Annotated in this window: 16 protein-coding genes; 14 read left to right on the plus strand and 2 right to left on the minus strand. The window is 61.3% G+C overall.

Going from position 1 to position 17,335, the window contains the following annotated elements:
• Entirely contained in the window at positions 1–2,622 is a 2,622-nt protein-coding gene (locus tag MAIT1_RS12855) for a putative bifunctional diguanylate cyclase/phosphodiesterase (protein WP_241893508.1), read from the plus strand.
• Between the two features lie 371 nt (positions 2,623–2,993).
• Here the strand turns inward: MAIT1_RS12855 and alr are convergent, their stop codons facing one another.
• Positions 2,994–4,139 carry an alanine racemase gene (gene alr / locus MAIT1_RS12860; RefSeq protein ID WP_085442900.1) on the minus strand — a complete coding sequence of 382 codons (1,146 nt, stop codon included), beginning with the start codon at positions 4,137–4,139 and terminating at the stop codon, positions 2,994–2,996.
• Between the two features lie 928 nt (positions 4,140–5,067).
• Entirely contained in the window at positions 5,068–5,610 is a 543-nt protein-coding gene (locus MAIT1_RS12865; protein ID WP_085442901.1) for a glycine cleavage system transcriptional repressor, read from the minus strand.
• A gap of 193 nt (positions 5,611–5,803) precedes the next feature.
• On the opposite strand from MAIT1_RS12865, the gene MAIT1_RS12870 reads away from it, so the two are divergent.
• The 13 genes from MAIT1_RS12870 (at position 5,804) to MAIT1_RS12925 (ending at position 17,313) form a co-directional block, all read left to right on the plus strand.
• A complete protein-coding gene (locus tag MAIT1_RS12870) occupies positions 5,804–6,898 on the plus strand; it encodes an SPOR domain-containing protein (protein WP_158089477.1) in 1,095 nt (364 codons plus the stop codon).
• Positions 6,899–7,222: 324 nt separating this feature from the next.
• Positions 7,223–7,627, plus strand: a complete 405-nt coding sequence (gene flgB / locus MAIT1_RS12875) for a flagellar basal body rod protein FlgB (RefSeq protein WP_158089478.1) — start codon at positions 7,223–7,225, stop codon at positions 7,625–7,627.
• A 38-nt stretch (positions 7,628–7,665) separates the two neighbouring features.
• The gene (gene flgC, locus MAIT1_RS12880; protein ID WP_085442904.1) at positions 7,666–8,106 is read left to right on the plus strand and encodes a flagellar basal body rod protein FlgC; all 441 of its coding nucleotides are present in this window, start codon (positions 7,666–7,668) and stop codon (positions 8,104–8,106) included.
• A gap of 24 nt (positions 8,107–8,130) precedes the next feature.
• Complete coding sequence (gene fliE, locus MAIT1_RS12885) at positions 8,131–8,439, plus strand: flagellar hook-basal body complex protein FliE (RefSeq protein ID WP_085442905.1); 309 nt, start codon at positions 8,131–8,133, stop codon at positions 8,437–8,439.
• Positions 8,440–8,487: 48 nt separating this feature from the next.
• Complete coding sequence (locus MAIT1_RS12890; RefSeq protein ID WP_085442906.1) at positions 8,488–8,754, plus strand: hypothetical protein; 267 nt, start codon at positions 8,488–8,490, stop codon at positions 8,752–8,754.
• Positions 8,751–8,873 (plus strand): hypothetical protein, encoded by a 123-nt coding sequence (locus tag MAIT1_RS22475; RefSeq protein WP_275531637.1) that lies wholly within the window; start codon positions 8,751–8,753, stop codon positions 8,871–8,873. The genes MAIT1_RS12890 and MAIT1_RS22475 overlap by 4 nt, the downstream gene beginning before the upstream one ends.
• Positions 8,874–8,911: 38 nt before the next feature.
• Positions 8,912–9,307, plus strand: a complete 396-nt coding sequence (locus MAIT1_RS12895) for a hypothetical protein (protein ID WP_085442907.1) — start codon at positions 8,912–8,914, stop codon at positions 9,305–9,307.
• A gap of 82 nt (positions 9,308–9,389) precedes the next feature.
• Entirely contained in the window at positions 9,390–11,042 is a 1,653-nt protein-coding gene (gene fliF, locus MAIT1_RS12900; RefSeq protein ID WP_085442908.1) for a flagellar basal-body MS-ring/collar protein FliF, read from the plus strand.
• Positions 11,043–11,301: 259 nt separating this feature from the next.
• The gene (gene fliG / locus MAIT1_RS12905; protein WP_085442909.1) at positions 11,302–12,318 is read left to right on the plus strand and encodes a flagellar motor switch protein FliG; all 1,017 of its coding nucleotides are present in this window, start codon (positions 11,302–11,304) and stop codon (positions 12,316–12,318) included.
• Between the two features lie 338 nt (positions 12,319–12,656).
• Positions 12,657–13,724, plus strand: coding sequence for a FliH/SctL family protein (locus tag MAIT1_RS12910; RefSeq protein ID WP_085442910.1), 1,068 nt, complete (start codon positions 12,657–12,659; stop codon positions 13,722–13,724).
• A 177-nt stretch (positions 13,725–13,901) separates the two neighbouring features.
• Positions 13,902–15,263 (plus strand): FliI/YscN family ATPase, encoded by a 1,362-nt coding sequence (locus tag MAIT1_RS12915; RefSeq protein WP_241893478.1) that lies wholly within the window; start codon positions 13,902–13,904, stop codon positions 15,261–15,263.
• A gap of 90 nt (positions 15,264–15,353) precedes the next feature.
• On the plus strand, positions 15,354–16,625 hold the full coding sequence (locus tag MAIT1_RS12920; protein ID WP_085442911.1) for an AAA family ATPase: 1,272 nt from the start codon (positions 15,354–15,356) through the stop codon (positions 16,623–16,625).
• Positions 16,618–17,313, plus strand: a complete 696-nt coding sequence (locus MAIT1_RS12925; protein WP_085442912.1) for an RloB family protein — start codon at positions 16,618–16,620, stop codon at positions 17,311–17,313. The genes MAIT1_RS12920 and MAIT1_RS12925 overlap by 8 nt, the downstream gene beginning before the upstream one ends.
• The last annotated feature ends 22 nt before the right edge of the window (positions 17,314–17,335 follow it).

The following is a 17,335-nucleotide window of genomic DNA, read 5'->3' on the forward strand; positions in this document are numbered from 1 at the left end:
ATGCGACTGACCATTCGACAACAGGTGATGGCGTTCCCGGCGCTGTTTGTGCTCATGGCGGCGGCCGTGCTGCTGATCTTGAGCATGGTGCTGTGGGAGTTCGACGCCCTGGAGGAGAGCGCCACCGATCGCGCCATCCCCGCGTTTAGCGCGTTGGAGCAGCAGATTGAGATCATTGCGCGCCAGGAGCTGCGTCTACACAGCTATCTGAATGACGCGCCCAGTTTGGATGAGGAGCAGGCCTACGCCCAAGGCCAGCGTCTGATCGAAGAGTTGGATGTCTCCTGGCGGGCGTTTAGGCAGAGTCTGTCGGTGTTGTCCCAGGACGCCTTGGCGTGGAGCGACGCCGAGGATAGGCGGCTGAATGAGCAGTTGAGCGAGTTGTTTGCCCGGGTGCGCGGCGCTCTGGTGGAGACGGTGCGCATCGCCAGCGTCGATCCCGCCAAAGCGCGTGAAGTGGCCGCCGACGTCACCGCCCATCAGGCCATGGCGACCCATTTTATCCATGAGCTGGCGCAGCGCATCAGCGGCCAGTTGAGCGAGCGTTTTCAACACACCGGCGAGCGCTTTGAGCGGCAGGTGGTGCTGGCGCAAATTCTGGTGATTCTCGGCGCCGCCTTGTGTTTGGCGCTGATGCTGATGGCTGCGCGCCGCATCGCCGCCAACCTGGATCGCTTGCGCAGCTCGATGACCTCGCTGGCTCAAGGCGGGGCGGCCTCGGCGGAGGAGAGTCTGTTCCAATGGGATCCGGCGTTTGAGCCGGTGCGCGAAGTGGCGGAGATGGTGCGCCACGCCCAGGCGGAGATGGAGCGTCTCAACGCCGAACTGGAGCGCGAGAAGAGCGCCCTGCATGAGAAAGTCCTGGCGCGCACCGAGCAGCTTGAGCGCAACAATATCGGCCTCAAACAGGAGGTCGAGCAGCGCCGCGCCGCCGAAGCCAATCTGCGTCTGTATCGTACGGTGGTGGAGAACACCGACGAGGCGGTGCTCATCACCGATGCGCGCAATCGCATCATCGCCGTCAATCGCGCCTTCCTGAGCATGACCGGCTTTGATCGCGAAGATGTGATCGGGCAAAACCCCGGCATCACCAGTTCGGGGCTGCACGATGATGATTTCTACGCCGCCATGTGGCGCGAGCTGGACGCCACCGGCTCCTGGCGCGGCGAGGTGTGGGACCGTCGGCGCAATGGCGAGGTCTACCCCAAGTGGCTCACCATCAATGCGGTGCGCGACGACGCCGGCCATGTGACCCACTATGTGGGTCTGTTCATGGATATCTCCGAACAGAAGGCGACCCAGCAGAAGCTGGAGGATCTGGCGTTCAAGGATGCGTTGACCGGTCTGCCCAACCGCGCCCTGTTCCACGATCGTCTGAGCCAGGAGATCGCCATCGCCAAGCGCAATCGCACCGGCTTGATGCTCTTCTTCATGGACCTGGACCGCTTTAAACACGTGAACGATTCGTTGGGCCATGACATCGGCGACCAACTGTTGAAAGAGGTGGCGGGGCGCATGCGCGGGGCGCTGCGCGAGGCCGATACGGTATCGCGACTGGGCGGCGATGAGTTCACCATCATCCTGCCGGGCCTGCTCACCGAGAAGAACGCCGGCTCCATCGCGCAGAAGGTGATCGACTCGCTGCACGACTCCTTCCGCCTGGAGGGTCATGAGATCTTCGTCGGCGCCAGCATCGGCATCGCCTGCTATCCGCAGGATGGCCAGCAGATGGGCGAATTGATCAAGAGCGCGGATATCGCCATGTACCAGGCCAAACAGGCCGGACGCGGCGTCTATCGCTTCTTCCGCGATGAGCTCAACGCCGTCAATCAGTCGCGTCTGAAGATAGAAGCGGATCTGCGTCGGGCGTTGGAGAACAATGAGATCCACGTCTGGTTCCAACCCAAGGTCGACCCCTTGAGCGAACGCATCGTCGGCGCCGAGGCGCTGGCGCGCTGGGTCACCGCCAACAACGAGATCATCAGCCCGGACAAATTCATTCCGCTGGCCGAAGAGATCGGCTTGATTTTGCCGTTGGGCCGTCATGTGTTGCGGCAGGCGTGCGAACAGGCGGTGGGGTGGCCGCAGCGGGAGGAGGGCGAGCTGAGCGTGTCGGTCAACCTCTCCATCAAGCAGTTCAAGGATCCCAATCTGGTGGCCTCGGTGAGCGAGATCCTTGACCAAACCGGCCTGCCGCCTGCGCGACTGGAGCTGGAGATTACCGAAAGCGCCGCCATGATGGACGCGCAAAAGGCGCGCGAGATCGTCGAGCAGTTGCGCAATCTGGGCATTCAGATCGCCATTGACGACTTCGGCACCGGCTACTCATCGTTGAGTCATCTGCGTCACTTCCCGGTGCAGACCCTCAAGATTGACCGCTCCTTTATTCGCCATCTCACCACCGACGAGCGCTCCGCTTCCATCGTTGCCTCCATGTTCCACTTGGCCAACGCGCTGGAGATCAAGGTGGTGGTGGAGGGGGTGGAGACCCGCGAGCAGCTGGACAAACTCGGCCCCATCGGCGACGCCCTGATTCAGGGTTATCTGTTCAGTGCGCCCCAGGCCGCCCACGACTTCTCCCGCGTGTTGCACAATATGGATGCTCCTGTGGGGCGAGCCTGAGACGACGGGCGGCGATGCGCTGATATAGTCGCGAGCATTTAAAAGTGCACATATGGGCGCTGAAAGATGTCGAGGGCTGCGCCCTTGAGCTCCCAAAGGCCACACCCGCTGGGGGCGCGGCCCCCAGACCCCGCCGCCGACCAGTCGGCGGCCAATATTGTCAGTTGGAATCAGAATCGGACAGTTTGGGTATTGGTCATGAAAGATATCGAGGGCAGCGCCCTCGAGCTCCCAAAGGCCACACCGTGGGCGCTGCCCACACCCGCTGGGGGCGGCCCCCAGACCCCGCGGCCGACCAGTCGGCGGCCAATAGTCAGCGCAAGCTGGGCCTACGTCACGCAAACATTGGCCATTCTGAGCAGTTTTGGTATTTAGACTGGATCTTCATTGAGATAGCGCCGGGGGAGTCTGGGGCTCAGGCGCGTCAGCGTCTCATAGGGGATGGTCTCCATCCACGTCGCCATCTGCTCCAGCGTCACCGCCGCGCCCGCGCCGTCATCGCCCATCAAAATCACCTGGTCGCCCGTCTGCGCTTGGGGGATTTTCGTCACCTCCACCGCAATCAGATCCATGCACACCCGTCCGCGCAGCGGCGCGCGCTGGCCGTGAATCAACATCTCGCCACGATTGGAGAGGCGGCGGCTGTAGCCATCCGCATACCCCACCGGCAGGATGGCGATACGCGCATCGTGGGGCGTGGTGTAGGTGTGGCCATAGTGCAGCGGCGTACCGGCGGGCAGGTCGTGAATCTGCAGAATATGCGTAATCCAGCGCGCCACCGGCTGGAGACCATCCGCCGCCGCCGTGCGCTGCGGATGAAACGGCGAGGCGCCGTAGAGCATGATGCCGGGTCGGATCCATTGGCGCTGCGCCTGGGGCAGGCTGAGCAGCGCAGCGCTGTTGCAGGCGGAGACGGTCAGATCGGCGCGGGTTTGCAATGCGGGGTGGGCCAGCAGGCGCTCCAGCTGCTCGACCTGCTTGGCGTTGGCGGCGCGCTCGGGTTCGTCAGCGCAGGCGAAGTGGGTCAGCACCCCGCCCAGTTCGACCCCAGGCGCGGCGTCGATGTGGGCGATGAGCTCGGGCGTGGCGCTGGGCTCGGCGCCCAGGCGCGCCATGCCGGTGTTCACCTCAATATGCAGCGCCACGCTTTTGCCCAGAGCGGCGGCGGTGTGGCCGATGGCGTCGACCTGCTGGCGGTTCTCGATGCAGACTTGCAGATTCAGCTCGACAATTTGGCGCTCCAGGCCGGGGAAGTAGCCGGAGAGGATCAGGATGGGATGGGATATTCCGGCTTGGCGCAGAATCTCCGCCTCCTCCACCAGGGCGACGCAGAAGCCGTCGGCCAGATCGGCCAGGGCGTGGGCGCAGGGGACGGCGCCGAGGCCGTAGGCGTCGGCTTTGATGACGGGCCAGGCGGCGGCGTGGGGCGCGGCCTGTTTGGCGCGGTGGAGATTATGGCGCAGGGCGGGCAGGGAGATTTCGACCCAGGTGGGGCGGCCTGTTGAGTAAGCGTCCATGCCGGGAAGAGTCCTTATTTTCGATAGCTGACGTCGCGCGCGACACGTGAATATAGCGAGTCAAAACCAAAATTGCACAGACCGGCCAATGTTTGCGTGACGGAGATTGAGCTTGCGCTGACTATTGGCCGCCGACTGGTCGGCGGCGGGGTCTGGGGGCCGCGCCCCCAGCGGGTGTGGGCGGAGCCCACGGTTTGGTTGTTGATCTTGGGAGCTCGAGGGCGTAGCCCTCGATATCTTTCATGACCAATACCCAAACTATCCAATTCTGATTTCAACTGACAATAGAAGCACGGCTGCGCATGACAAGCACGAAACCAAACTAACGAGGGTCCAGGGAAATCGGATTTGTCCCAATTGGCCTGCCGGGTCGAGGGCAGAGCCCTCGTGGGTCCAGGGCAAAGCCCTGGTGGGGTTTGGGGCGAAGCCCCAATATCTCCAAGCATCCCCCTGTACAATACAACGCGGGTTTGGGGCGAAGCCCCAATATCTTTCATCGTCCAACTGATACAGAGTTCGGCGCTGTCATCATGTGGAGTAGGCGTCTATGCCAGTAAAAGTCCTAATTTTTGCTAGCTCACATTGCGCGCACAAGTAAATAGAAAGCACGGCTGCGCATGACAAGCACGAAACCAAACTAACGAGGGTCCAGGGAAATCATTTCCCTGGCGGGTGCAGGGCGGCGCCCTGCCGGGTCGAGGGCAGAGCCCTCGTGGGTCCAGGGCAAAGCCCTGGTGGGGTTTGGGGCGAAGCCCCAATATCTTTCATCGTTCAGCCATTTCGAGAGCCCGTCCGCGTCTCCATGGGGTTTGGGGCGAAGCCCCAATATCTTTCATCGTTCAACCATTTCGAGAGCCTGGTCGCGTCTCCATGGGGTTTGGGGCGAAGCCCCAATATCTTTCATCACCCTCGATCTGTAAAACCAACTTTATAGTTGGAACACATCCGCATCCCGCAGACCGATTTCGATATCCAGCTCCTTGGCCAGCGCCTGCAACGCGCTGCGCAGGCCATCAGGATTCGCCACGCTCTCCACTTCAATGACCATGCCATACACGGGTCGACCGGGGGCGCCGCCCACCTGGGTCTCCAGATCCACCACATTAGCGGCGTAGTCGGCCAGGGTTTGGGTGACGCGATAGACGATGCCGGGCTTGTCGGCGCCCATGACGTTGATCATGCAGCAGGAGCCGTCCTCGTGTTCGGCGGCGACGGGCGCGGCGTTGGCAATGGGGGCGGTGTGCAGATTGAGGCCCATGTCGCTGGCGATGGGGGCGAACAGGGCGTTCAGTCGCGCCAGGTCGACGCCGTCGCCCAGACGCAGCACCAGCATGACGGTGAATTGGCCGCGCAGGCGGGTCATGCTGGAGTCTTCGATATTGCAGCCGGTGTCGAACAGCACGCGGGTGATGCGCGCGACGATGCCGGGGCGGTCGGCGCCGGTGAGGGAGAGGAGGGCGAAATCAGCCATGGCGCGTCTCTTGCAATAAGGGTTGCGGACAGAATGGAAAACCGGGTGCGCGCCGTCGCCTATTGACGGAATTTCGACGCCCCGTATGGGCCAGAGGCGATACGGAGATCGCCAATCAGCGGCGCGCAGCCGCTATCCACCAACATGGAGCGCACAAGGCGCTCCGTCAAGCGTGAAGTCGAGGGTTAGCGCCATGCAAGCCGTAATGAAAGCCCCCTACAATCGCGAACAGCAACTGCTTCTGGCCGCCGGCGGCGGCATCCTGGCGGTGGTGTTCGGGGTGGTCGCCTGGCAGATGGTCATGGGACCGTCAACGCCGGAGATGTCAGTCAAGGACGTGACGCCGAAACCGGTGGTGATTCGCACCGATACCGATGCGGCGCGCGAAGGGCGCGGCAACTCCTGGTTGGCGGAGATGAAGAAGGCGCCGATCTTCAGTGCGCAACCGGCGCGCTCCGACGCCCCGGCGGTGACCGAGCCCAGCAACGTCATCGTCAGCGCCAGCTCCGATGCGGCCACCGACACCGACCCGATTCAGGCGGCGCCGCAGGTGAAGCCGCCGGAGGATATCCTGGGCAAATGGGCGCGCATGGCCGGGTTGGATCAGGATGAGCCCAAGCCCGCCGACGCCGACGCCGCCAGCGCCAACTATGCCCGCGCCGACAATCAGCGCTATGAAACCCTGAATGTGAATCCCATGCCGGTGAATCCGGAACCGGCCCGCGTGGGCCGCACCGCGCCGGGCAAAGCTGAGATGGCTCCGGCGCAGACCCCCAGCGCGCGGGAGACTCCGGCGCATATCGCCTTCCCGGGTCTGGACCGACTGGTGCAGCAGAAAGCCGCCGCCGCGGCGCCCGTAGCGATGCAGCCCGCCGCGCAGCGCCCGGAAGTGGCGCCCAAGGCGATGCCGCGTCAAACCGCCGCAGCGCCCACGCGCACGCTGCCCAAACCGACGCCCTTCACCGCCGCCGCCAAGCCGCATTTCACCGCGCCCAGCTTCGGCGCGCCGCGGGTGACCAAGGCGGCGACCCCCGCCACCGGCTTTAGCGTGCAGGTGGGGGCGTTCTCCGACGCCGCTCGCGCCAATGCTTTGAAGGGGCGTCTGGCCAGCCTGCCGTTCCAGGGCGATGGCCTGGCGGCTTTCGTGATGCCGGTGAAGTCCGGCGCCCGCACCATCTACCGCGTGCGCCTGGGGCCCTTTGCTGATCGCGGTCTGGCCACCAGCGCCATGGCTTACGTGCGTAAGCAGGCGGGCGTGAAGGGGACCATGATCGCCCCGGGCCGCTAAGGCCCGGATCAAGAGTTTTGCACACACAATAATAACAGGATCGTCGTTCAGCACGGATGCTGACTGAATTGAACCCGCCCGGGCTCTCTACCGGGCGGGTTTTTTGTTGCCTGCTTGCAGGCTCGGGATTGCGTGTTGTGGCGGCGATTCTCGCCCCATATTATTTTGTCCGCCAGAATCCCGACATATACTGAATTATGTTAGATAACATTGAAATTATAAGAAATTTTTCGTGCTAGGCGAGTGGCACGGGTGATGCATCTTAACCAGTGCCCGGGTATTGTCTGGGCAAGAGTGTCAAATAAACGACTGTGGAGAGAGAGCATGTCCGACTTCGGCCTTCTAGGGTCCAGCGGCGCCTTTAAAGCCAACCTGCTGGAGCTGCGTAAACGGCGCCAGGACATCATCGCGGCCAATATCGCCAACGCCGACACCCCCGGCTACAAAGCGCGCCGTCTGAGCTTTGAAGAGGAGTTGTCCAAAACCCTGCCGCGCGGCGACGAGTTGCCCATGCGCCGCAGCATGGCGGGCCATATGCCGACTCCCTTCGAGTTGGAGGATGGCGAGATCCAGGAAGTGGAGACCGCCATTCCCAAAGGGGATATGAACAGCGTCGATCTGGAGCAGGAGATGTCGCGCCAAACCGCCAACCAGTTGCTCTACAACTACGCGGTGCAGTCGCTCTCCGGTCAGATCAAGAAGCTGAAAATGGTCATCGACGGCCAGTAGGTCGCCGCTGATGTCCCGCAGCAACGGGAGAGACCAACATGATTGATACGAAATCCGACTTTCTGACCTCATTCAAAGTGACCGCCTCGGGTTTGGCGGCGCAGCGGATGCGGCTCAACATCATCGCCGAGAACCTGGCCAATGCGCAGACCACGCGCACGCCGGAGGGCGGTCCCTACAAGCGGCGCGACCCCGTTTTCATGTCGCGCCCGTTCCAGGACTTTCTGACCCGCGAACAGGCCGCCGGGGCCACCGGCGTGGCGGTGGATCGCATCAATGTGGATCAGCGTCCGCCGCGTCTGCAGTACGACCCCACGCATCCGGACGCCAATGCCGACGGCTACGTGGCCATGCCCAACATCGATACGGTGACGGAGATGGTCAACATGATGTCGGCCAGCCGTTCGTATGAAGCCAACGTCTCGGTGCTCAACGCCTCCAAGGCGATGGCGCTCAAAGCGTTGGAGATTGGCCGCTAGTCCGCGGCCTAAGGAGAATACGCCATGAACGTCAATATCAATCCGCTGCCCAACCTCAACGCTTTGACCCAAGGCATGTCGCAGACCGCCTCCACCGGCAAAGGTCCGTGGGAGGAGTTCTCGGTGATGCTGGGCAAGCAGATCAAAGAGACTGCGCGCCTGCAGACCGAAGCCAAGGATCTGGGCAAGCGCGCCATGCTGGGCAACGCCGGGGTGGATCTGCACGAAGCGCAGATCGCCAGCTCCCAGGCCGAGCTGCATCTGCGGCTGTTGGTGCAGGTGCGCAATAAGGCTGTTGAGGTCTACAAGGAAGTGATGAACATGCCGGTGTGATCCGGCATTGAATCGGTTTTGCATGCTGTTGGAATAGGAATGGGGACCATGTCCGAGACCCTGATCAACAAACACCCGCTGATCGCCGCCGCGCCGCAAGAGACGGACCCGCGCGCGTGCAGCGATTGGCTGCGTCACGGCGTGAGTCAACGCTGCGCCCTGGGCGTCGCCGCCGTGGCGGTGCTGTTGGCGCTGGCGCTGGATAGCGGGCTCAAGCTCTGGCCCGCACAGGGACTCTCGGCGCAGATGGCCCATGCGGCGCGGTTGGCGCCCATGACCCCCATCGACGCCTTTGCCTATTTGGATAAACCATGAGCCAGCATGACGACTCCCTGGCGCCCGCGCGGGGCAATCCGCTCAGTGCGGCGCTGATGGTGGCGTTGGCCATGGCGCTGTGCATGACCGCCATCATCGGGTTGGCGGGTGGTCAGTAAGTCGGATTATCGGTGGTCTCTTAGGGGGAGGGCAGGGCATGTTTCAGAAAATCGTTCATGATGGGCATGAAGTCCCACAGGATGCGCTGCTGGTGGTCACCATTCCAAAAATCTCGCTCCGTGGGCGCAATGGCCTGCTGATCGCCGCCGTGACCACTGCGGTGATCATCGCCGCCATCGTCTGGTTCGGGAGCCGCGCGCCTTACGAGCCTCTGTTGAGGAATTTGACGGAAGTTGAGGCCGGGCAGGTGATCGCGCAGTTGGAGAAACAGGGCGTGCCCTATCGGCTGGAGGCGCACAACAGCATCTCCATCCCCGCCGACATGGTGCGCAAAGCGCGCATCGACCTGGCCATGGCGGGGGCGCCCAAAGACCCCTCCAGCGTCGGCTGGGAGCTGTTTGATAACAAGAGCGCCTGGGAATTGGCGCGCTGAATGCTACAGAGCGCGCGATGTGACCGTCGCGCGGTCCACAAAATTAAAAGTAAACGTTGGCACACACGAGTAGGGCGGAACCATGGCTGAAGCAACGATGAACAACGGCAACGGACCCGAGGAGCCGAACGCAAGTTCGTTCTTTGGACGCTTGCCCCTGCAGGGGCGCAACGGGGTGCTGATCGCCTCGGTGGCCACCGTGCTGGCGCTGGCGGCGATCATCTGGTTCGCCACCCGTCCCAGTTACAAGGTGCTGTTCTACAATCTGCCCGAAGCCGAAACCGCTCGGGTGATGGAGCAGCTGGCGGCGTTGGGCATCCCCCATGAGCTGGGCGCGGGCGGCACGACAATCCGCATCCCCGAGAACATGATCCACACCACCCGTCTGGAGATGGCCAAGGCGGGCATGCCCAAGACCACCGAAGGGCAGGGTTTCGAACTGTTCGACACCCAGTCCCTGATGGGGCTGACCGACTTCATGCAGCGCATGAACTATCAGCGCGCGCTGCAGGGCGAGTTGCAGCGCACCATCGAGTCGATCCAGGCGGTGGAGAAGGCGCGGGTGCACCTGGTGCTGCCCAAGGAGAGCAACTTCACCGCCATTCGCGGCGATGAGCAGTCCAGCGCCTCGGTGCAGTTGACTCTCAACCAACAGCTTACCGCCTCCCAGGTGGCCGGCATCGTCCACCTGGTGGCCGGGTCGGTGAAAAACCTGGATGAAACCAAGGTCACCGTCATCGACCACAAGGGCAAGATCCTGGCCGGCGGCGAAGAGGACGACCTGGGCGGGGCCATGGCCTCGGACAAGGCGCTCAAGCTTAAGCGTCACTATGAGAAAGAGAAGACCGACAAGATCAAGACCATGCTCGACCGTCTGCTGGGTCCCGACACCAGCATTGTGCGGGTGGACGTGGAGCTGGATCTGGAGAAGCGTCAACGTCAGGAGGAGATCTACGATCCTGAAGGCGCGGTGCCTCTGTCCACCCAGAACGTGGAGGAGAACAGCAACGGCGTGTTCGGAACCGGCGGCGTGCCCGGCGTGATTCCCAACGATCCCAACCAGACCGCCACCACCGGCGCTTCCGGCTCCTCGCAGACGCGCAGCGTCAACAAGGAGACCATCAACTACCAGAACTCCAAGACCGTGCGCACGATCCAGGAGGGGGTGGGAACCATCAAGAAACTGTCGGTGGCGGTGCTGGTGGATGGCACTTATGAGACGCCCGCGGCGGATAAGGATGGCAATGTGGGCGAGCCGGTCTATAAACCGCGTACCCAAGAAGAGATTGACATGCTCAAGCGGGTGGTGGAGAAGACTGTGGGCTTCGACACCGATCGTGGCGACGCCATTGAGGTGACCTCCACTGCGTTCAAGCCGCTGCCGCCGCCCAAGGAGCAGGAGAACCCCTGGCTCTCCCGCGAGTTCCAGCTGGAGATGGCCAAGTACGCGGCCCTGGCTTTGCTCGTGTTCCTGCTGGTCTTCTTCGTCCTGCGTCCTCTGGTCAAGAAGCTGCTGCTGCCCGAAGAGGTGGAGGACGACAAACTGCCCGGCGCCGTGGCCGAACTGGAGCGTCAGTTGATGGCCGAGGGCGTGGGCGCCACCCCGTCCGATCAGCCCGGCAAGCTGATGGTGCCCGACCGCACCCTGCAGCTGGCCCAGCAGATGATCGGCGAGCATCTGGAGGAGGCCCGCGAAGTGCTGCGCAGCTGGATGCAGCAGGATACCTACTCCTAAGCATCGGGATACGGACTCCGAACAAGGGACGGGGAAAGGTCATCATGGCCTTTCCCCGTTTTGTTTGGCGAAAGCGTGGCTTTCGCCAAATGCAGATTCAACTTGGCGCCATTCCCGCATTCGGTTCATTTGGAACAGGACCGAATGCGGCTGGTCCATGAAGATAAGGCGCGGCGCCCTTCTGGGTGTTGCGCCACATTAAGTTACGGAAATTGCGTGGTGTTGGAGCAGCCCTGCGGGGCGAGAGGGAGCTAGGGTCATGGGAATTCGTCTGACGGGCAAGGAGAAGGCGGCGGTTTTCATTCTGTCGCTGCCTGACGAAGACGCCAAAAAATTGATGGAGGGGATGAGCGAAGATGAGATTCGTGAAATCTCCCGCACCATCGCCCGTTTGGGCCAGATGCCCGAAGATGTGGTGCGCGAGGTGCGCGAAGAGTTCCTCACGCGCTTCGCCAACCAGGCGCTCAACGTGCGCGGCGGCATGCAGAAGGTCAAGGATCTGATCTTCAAAGTCATGGGCAAGGAGAAGGGGCGGCACCTGCTCAAGGAGCTGCAACAGGGGCCCAAGAACACCCCGTGGGAGATCCTCAACGAGATGGAGCCCACGCTGGTGGCCACCTTCCTGGCCAACGAGCATCCCCAGTCCATCGCCTTGATTCTGTCCCAGTTGCAGACCGAACAGGCCAGCTTTGTGATCGACTTCCTCGCCCCCGAGGTGCAGCAGGAGGTGATCTTCCGCATGGCCAAACTGGGCAATCTGCCCCCGGGCGCGCTCGAAGACATCGAGGAGTCGCTGCTGGCCGAATTGGAGGCCATGGGCGCCTCGCGCGGCCTCTACACCGCAGAAGGCGGCGGCGGGGTATCGAAAGTGGCCGAGCTGCTCAACCTCATGCCGCGCGAGACCTCCGACAAACTGTTGGCGTTCCTGGACGAAGAGGACAACCCGCTGGCCGAAGAGGTGCGCAAGGAGATGTTCCTGTTCGAGGACCTCCTGCTGATGGACGACAAGTCGTTCCAGACTCTGCTGCGCGAGGTCTCCAACGACGAGCTGCTCACCGCTCTGAAGGGCACCGACGATCGTCTCAAAGAGAAGTTCTTCGGCAATATGTCCGAACGCGCCGCCGAGATGCTGCGCGAGGACCTGGAGATGATGGGTCCGGTGAAGGTCTCCGATGTGGAGTCCTCGCAACAGGCGATCCTCAAGGTGGCGCGCCAGTTGGAGGCCGATGGCTCCATCGTGATCCTCGGCAAGGGCAGCGACGACGTGGTGTTGTAATCTCGGCTCCTGTTGATGTTGCTGAAGACGGAAATTGTTTGTTGTTGGTATGATCTAAAATATGGAAAAGTTGGACATTTATGGCCGACTTTTCCGGGGTCTGGGGTCCGCGACCCCAGCGGGGTTTGGGGCAGCGCCCCACGATTCGGCAGGATTGCCGAATCGGACTCGCGTAAGCGAGCGCGTAGGGTGAGGGCCATGGACGGTCCGAATCAAGGTTTGGCTTTTGAACTTTGGGAGCTCGAGGGCAAAGCCCTCGATATCTTAAATGTCCCATAACCTCGCCCGTCGATTCTCGAAACTATCAGGATTCCGCTTGCGCAAGGAGCGCGATCTGTATGGCCAGTCACGAATCGATTCTGCCCGCCACGGCGGCGAAGATTCTGCAATACACCGACGGCGAGCCCTCGCGCTCAAAGCGGGTGCGCTTCTCGGAGTTGGTCAATCAAAAGAGTGACGATCCGCTCAAGGGTCAGTTCGTGCGCACCATGCCCACGGGCGATGAACCCAAGATTGAGACCCCCGAAGATACGCCGCAGTTGCCCGACGAAGAGGTGATTCAGCGACGTCAGGAGGAGATCGAGCGGGAGATCTATCAACGCGTTTTCGCCGCCGCCGAGCGCGCCGGTCTGGAGGCCGGTCAGCGCCGCATGGAGGAGGAGATCGCCCAGCGCTTGCCGCGTCTGGAGGCGATCATTCGCGATCTGGACGGTCTGCCGCAGCGCATTTTCGCCGCCTCCGAACAGATGATGGTGGAGACCGCTATCACCCTGGTGGAGCAGTTGGTGGCCCATGAGGTCTCCATCAACCGCGCCGGGCTGGCCGAGCGCATCAAACGCCTGCTCAAACAGGCGGCCGGGCAGGGCGAGATGGCGATTCACGTCTGCCCCGAAGACGCCGAGATGCTGCGCGCTCTGCCCACCTTCCAGAGTATGGAGGTGGTGGCCGACGCCAGCGTCGAGCCCGGCTCGGTGCGTCTGGAGAATAAATTTGGCGGTCTGGAAGAGGATCTGAGCGAGCAGGTGCGCCTGGTGAGCGATGGTCTGCGCGCCTATTTGGAAGAGCGCATGGAGCATCCGCACAACTATGACGGCGCGGTGGGTTCGGGCGTTGCCCCGGAACTCCCGCAAGAGCCGGAAGCAGAAGCCCAAGAGCGGGACGTCGCCGAGTCGATTCCTGAGGCGCAAGAGCTGGACGCTGCCGAGATTCCGCCCGAGGCGGAGGATTTGGACGCCGCGGAGTTGTTGGCTGAGGCGCAGGATCTGGATGCGGTCGAACCGCTGCAAGATGACGAGGCGGGATCGGGGCTGGATCTGCAAGCGCTGATGGGCGAAGAGAGCCTGCTGGACGACGATGAGGCCGCCGATGACGACGCCCCGGATGAGGATCCCGACGGCGAGCGCTAGCCCTTTTGCTCAATGCTCCCGGTTGCTCGCGGTGGGTTTCCCGCCATGCAACAGGCGCCTGGGGGCGCCCTGATACACTCTGACGGCTCTCCTGGGGAGAGTCATTATCTCATGCCGCATACACGGCGGGCGCGCCGCGCCCCCACCCACGCCTCTGCCGGAACAGGATAGTCCGCCATGCAACTCGAAATGGATCCCGCCGCCAGCGCCCCCGCGCACCCTCTGGCTCTGCCGTGGGAGCAGTACGCCTACGTGGCCCGTGAAAGCCTCGGACCGCACCGTCTGGGTTGGGTCAATCAGGTGGTGGGCCTGCTCATCGAAGGGCGCGGCCCCGCCGTCTCCATCGGCGAGATGTGCCACGTCATCCCCGAACATGGTCAGCCCATCAAAGCCGAAGTGGTGGGTTTTCGTGACCAAGCCACTCTGCTGATGCCGCTGGGGCCTCTTAAAGGGGTCTATCCCGGCGCGCGCATCGTCTCCCTGGGCCAGGCGGAGAAGGTGGAGGTGGATAACGCCCTGCTCGGTCGCGTCATCGGCCCCATGGGCGAGCCCCTCGACGGGCGCGCCATGCCGCATCTGGAGCATCGCGTGCCGCTGCACGCCGAGCCCATCAATCCCATGCAGCGCAAAAAGATCGTCGAACCGCTGGATCTGGGGGTGCGCGCGGTCAACGGTCTGCTCACCGTGGGTCGCGGTCAGCGGGTGGGCATCTTCGCCGGTTCCGGCGTGGGCAAAAGCACCCTGCTGGGCATGATGGCCCGCTATACCGAAGCCGACATCAACGTCATCGCCCTGATCGGCGAACGGGGTCGTGAGGTGGTGGAGTTCCTCGAGCGCGATCTCGGTCCCGAGGGGATGAAGAAGTCCATCTGCGTGGTGGCCACCTCCGACCAGCCGCCGCTGCTGCGTCTGCGCGCCGCCTTTATGGCCACCTCCATCGCCGAATTCTTCCGTCATCAGGGCAAGAACGTGCTGCTGCTGATGGATTCGGTCACCCGCTTCGCCATGGCGCAACGGGAGGTGGGGCTGGCCACCGGCGAGCCGCCCACCAGTCGCGGCTATCCGCCGTCGACCTTCATGCTGCTGCCGCGCCTGCTGGAGCGCGCCGGGCGTGATGAGGGGCCGGGCTCCATCACCGGTCTGTACACCGTGTTGATGGAAGGCGATGACATTCAGGACCCCATCGTCGACGCGGTGCGGGGTATTCTCGACGGTCACATTCTGCTGTCGCGGGATCTGGCCGCCGCCAACCACTATCCGCCCATCGACATCCTTGGCTCATTGTCGCGTCTGATGGAGGATCTGGCCGAGCGCGGGCACAAATCCAGCGCCGGACAGTTGCGTGAGATTCTCGCCACCTACGCCAAGGCCGAGGATATGGTCAATATCGGCGCCTATGCGTCGGGCAGCAACCCCAAGATCGACCGCGCGTTGCAGTTCATCGACGCGGCGCGCGACTACCTTAAGCAGCCCATCGACGAGCAGGCCACGCTGCCGCAATCGGTGGAGCGCTTGGTAGCGCTGTTGCCGCCGGTGTAAGAGTCCAGAGCGTGTCTCCATCCATGTTTCGCTGGAGAAATTGCAGAGAATATGCAAAAGTGACTGCCTAAACTTTATAAAGGGCTTGTCATGCTGCTGGAATTCCGTGTCAAAAATTTCCTCTCCTTCCGCGATGAGCAGGTGTTCAGTCTGGTCGCCTCCTCGGACCAGACCCACGCCGACACGCACTTGATCCCCACCGGGATCAAATCCCTGCCCCATGCCCTTAAAAGCGTCGCCATCTATGGTCCCAACGCAGGGGGGAAGTCCAATTTGATCCAGGCGATGAAAAGGATGTGCCTATCAGTACTGAGGTCTGGCTCAGTGGGGTGGATGGAGTCTATTATTCAGAATAGACGTTTTCGTCTTGACCCCGAAATGGCGGAAGCCCCCATTGAGTTTGACGTCACATTTATTGTTGATGAAGTGCGATATCAATACGGCTTTTGTCTGACAAAAATGCGTGTGGTGGAAGAGTGGCTCTACGCCTATCCAAAACAACGGCCTCAGCAATGGTTTATGCGTTGCTATAGTGAGGAAAAAGATCTTGATGAGTATAATTTTAGTGCAAATTTGAAGGGACAGCGGGCTCAGTGGCAAGCCGCCACGCGTCCTGATGCCTTGTTCCTCACTATGGCAGTACAGTTAAATAGTGAAAAGCTGAAGCCTATCTATAATTGGTTTCATCAAAAATTTCATGGTTTTGGTATGCTTAATGATACCCCGATCCATATAACCAATGAAATTGTCGATAAGAAATATATTGACATAGCTGCATTTATGAAGTCTGCTGATCTGTCAATATATGACGTAAAAACAAAAACAGACACAACACAACATATTGTAATTGACAGTAAGTCAGGAGAGCTTCAAATAAGGGAAGAGGAGTCAGAAGAAAGATCCCCTGTTTTTAAGCATAAAGGAGCATTGGGGGATGCTTGGTTTGAGCACTATGAAGAGTCATTAGGGACACAGCATTTGTATGCTTTAGTCGGCTCTCTGTACAAAGTATTAGATCGAGGCGATTTGCTTGTTGTCGACGAACTAGACGCAAGCTTGCACACGCATATCGTGTTGGAAATCCTGGCGCTGTTCCACAATCCTGAGACCAACCCCAACGGCGCGCAGTTGATCTTCACCACCCACAACACCGCCCTGCTCAATGCCGACGTGCTGCGTCGGGATCAGGTCTGTTTTGTTGGAAAAGATGAAAATCAGGCCAGCATCATCAGCGCCCTGAGCGATTTCAGCCCCAGAAAGGGGGAGGCGCTGGAGAAGAACTATCTGGCCGGGCGCTACGGCGCGGTACCTATCACCTCAGGGCTGGCTACGCCGCGTAAGCGGAGAGCGGCGGATGGGTAGAGACAACCACCCCCGCATGCGCCAAGCGGAAAATCTCAAGCGCAAAAAAGCATCCAAAAAGCCCGGTCAACGATTCCTCATCGTCTGTGAAGGGGAGAAGACTGAGCCGATTTATTTAGAGGATGTTAAGCGCGCATTGCGCCTGCCTTCGGCAAAAATCGAAATTACCCAGTGCCTGAAAGGCACGGCGCCAATCCAAATTGTGGCGTATGCCGAGAAGTTGTTTGTGGAGGGGGATTCCCGCAGGAGAATTCCTGCACGGGAATGGGACCATGTTTACGCGGTCTTCGACCGGGATGCCCACCAGAGCTATTTCAACGCGCTGAGTAAAATCACAAGCCTGCACAATCAGCGTATGCGCAACGATGAAAAGAGAGTGGTCCCGTTTACCGCCATCTGCTCGGTCCCCAATGTGGAGTTGTGGTTCCTGCTGCACTTTCACGATCAACTGGCGCCGTTGAATCGGGATGCTGCACTCAAAGCGTTGAAAAAATTTCTCCCAAAGTATGAGAAAGGTATGGGCGGGGTGTATGACGCCACCTATAGGAGTCTGCCTTTAGCCATACGCAGAGCCCGCAGGCTGCGCGACGCAGGCTATAACGCCTACAACATCGGCCTCTCCAGCGATATGGGTAAATTACTCTTCGCACTGCGTAGCGAGTACAAGCGAATGAAGGGAAAGCGGTGATGGCCGCACTGTTTGCAGCCAA

The sequence above is a fragment of the Magnetofaba australis IT-1 genome, assembly GCF_002109495.1.
Classification (GTDB): Bacteria; Pseudomonadota; Magnetococcia; order Magnetococcales; family Magnetococcaceae; genus Magnetofaba; species Magnetofaba australis.

Excerpts from the sequence above, each read along its gene's own strand:
- MAIT1_RS12910 (WP_085442910.1), top strand. The coding sequence starts at position 12,657 with ATGGCCAGTCACGAATCGATTCTGCCCGCCACGGCGGCGAAGATTCTG.
- MAIT1_RS12925 (WP_085442912.1), top strand. The coding sequence starts at position 16,618 with ATGGGTAGAGACAACCACCCCCGCATGCGCCAAGCGGAAAATCTCAAG.
- MAIT1_RS22475 (WP_275531637.1), top strand. The coding sequence starts at position 8,751 with ATGAGCCAGCATGACGACTCCCTGGCGCCCGCGCGGGGCAATCCGCTC.
- flgB (WP_158089478.1), top strand. The coding sequence starts at position 7,223 with ATGTCCGACTTCGGCCTTCTAGGGTCCAGCGGCGCCTTTAAAGCCAAC.
- fliG (WP_085442909.1), top strand. The coding sequence starts at position 11,302 with ATGGGAATTCGTCTGACGGGCAAGGAGAAGGCGGCGGTTTTCATTCTG.
- MAIT1_RS12890 (WP_085442906.1), top strand. The coding sequence starts at position 8,488 with ATGTCCGAGACCCTGATCAACAAACACCCGCTGATCGCCGCCGCGCCG.
- MAIT1_RS12855 (WP_241893508.1), top strand. The coding sequence starts at position 1 with ATGCGACTGACCATTCGACAACAGGTGATGGCGTTCCCGGCGCTGTTT.
- flgC (WP_085442904.1), top strand. The coding sequence starts at position 7,666 with ATGATTGATACGAAATCCGACTTTCTGACCTCATTCAAAGTGACCGCC.
- MAIT1_RS12915 (WP_241893478.1), top strand. The coding sequence starts at position 13,902 with ATGCAACTCGAAATGGATCCCGCCGCCAGCGCCCCCGCGCACCCTCTG.
- MAIT1_RS12920 (WP_085442911.1), top strand. The coding sequence starts at position 15,354 with ATGCTGCTGGAATTCCGTGTCAAAAATTTCCTCTCCTTCCGCGATGAG.
- fliE (WP_085442905.1), top strand. The coding sequence starts at position 8,131 with ATGAACGTCAATATCAATCCGCTGCCCAACCTCAACGCTTTGACCCAA.
- MAIT1_RS12870 (WP_158089477.1), top strand. The coding sequence starts at position 5,804 with ATGCAAGCCGTAATGAAAGCCCCCTACAATCGCGAACAGCAACTGCTT.
- alr (WP_085442900.1), bottom strand. The coding sequence starts at position 4,139 with ATGGACGCTTACTCAACAGGCCGCCCCACCTGGGTCGAAATCTCCCTG.
- fliF (WP_085442908.1), top strand. The coding sequence starts at position 9,390 with ATGGCTGAAGCAACGATGAACAACGGCAACGGACCCGAGGAGCCGAAC.
- MAIT1_RS12895 (WP_085442907.1), top strand. The coding sequence starts at position 8,912 with ATGTTTCAGAAAATCGTTCATGATGGGCATGAAGTCCCACAGGATGCG.
- MAIT1_RS12865 (WP_085442901.1), bottom strand. The coding sequence starts at position 5,610 with ATGGCTGATTTCGCCCTCCTCTCCCTCACCGGCGCCGACCGCCCCGGC.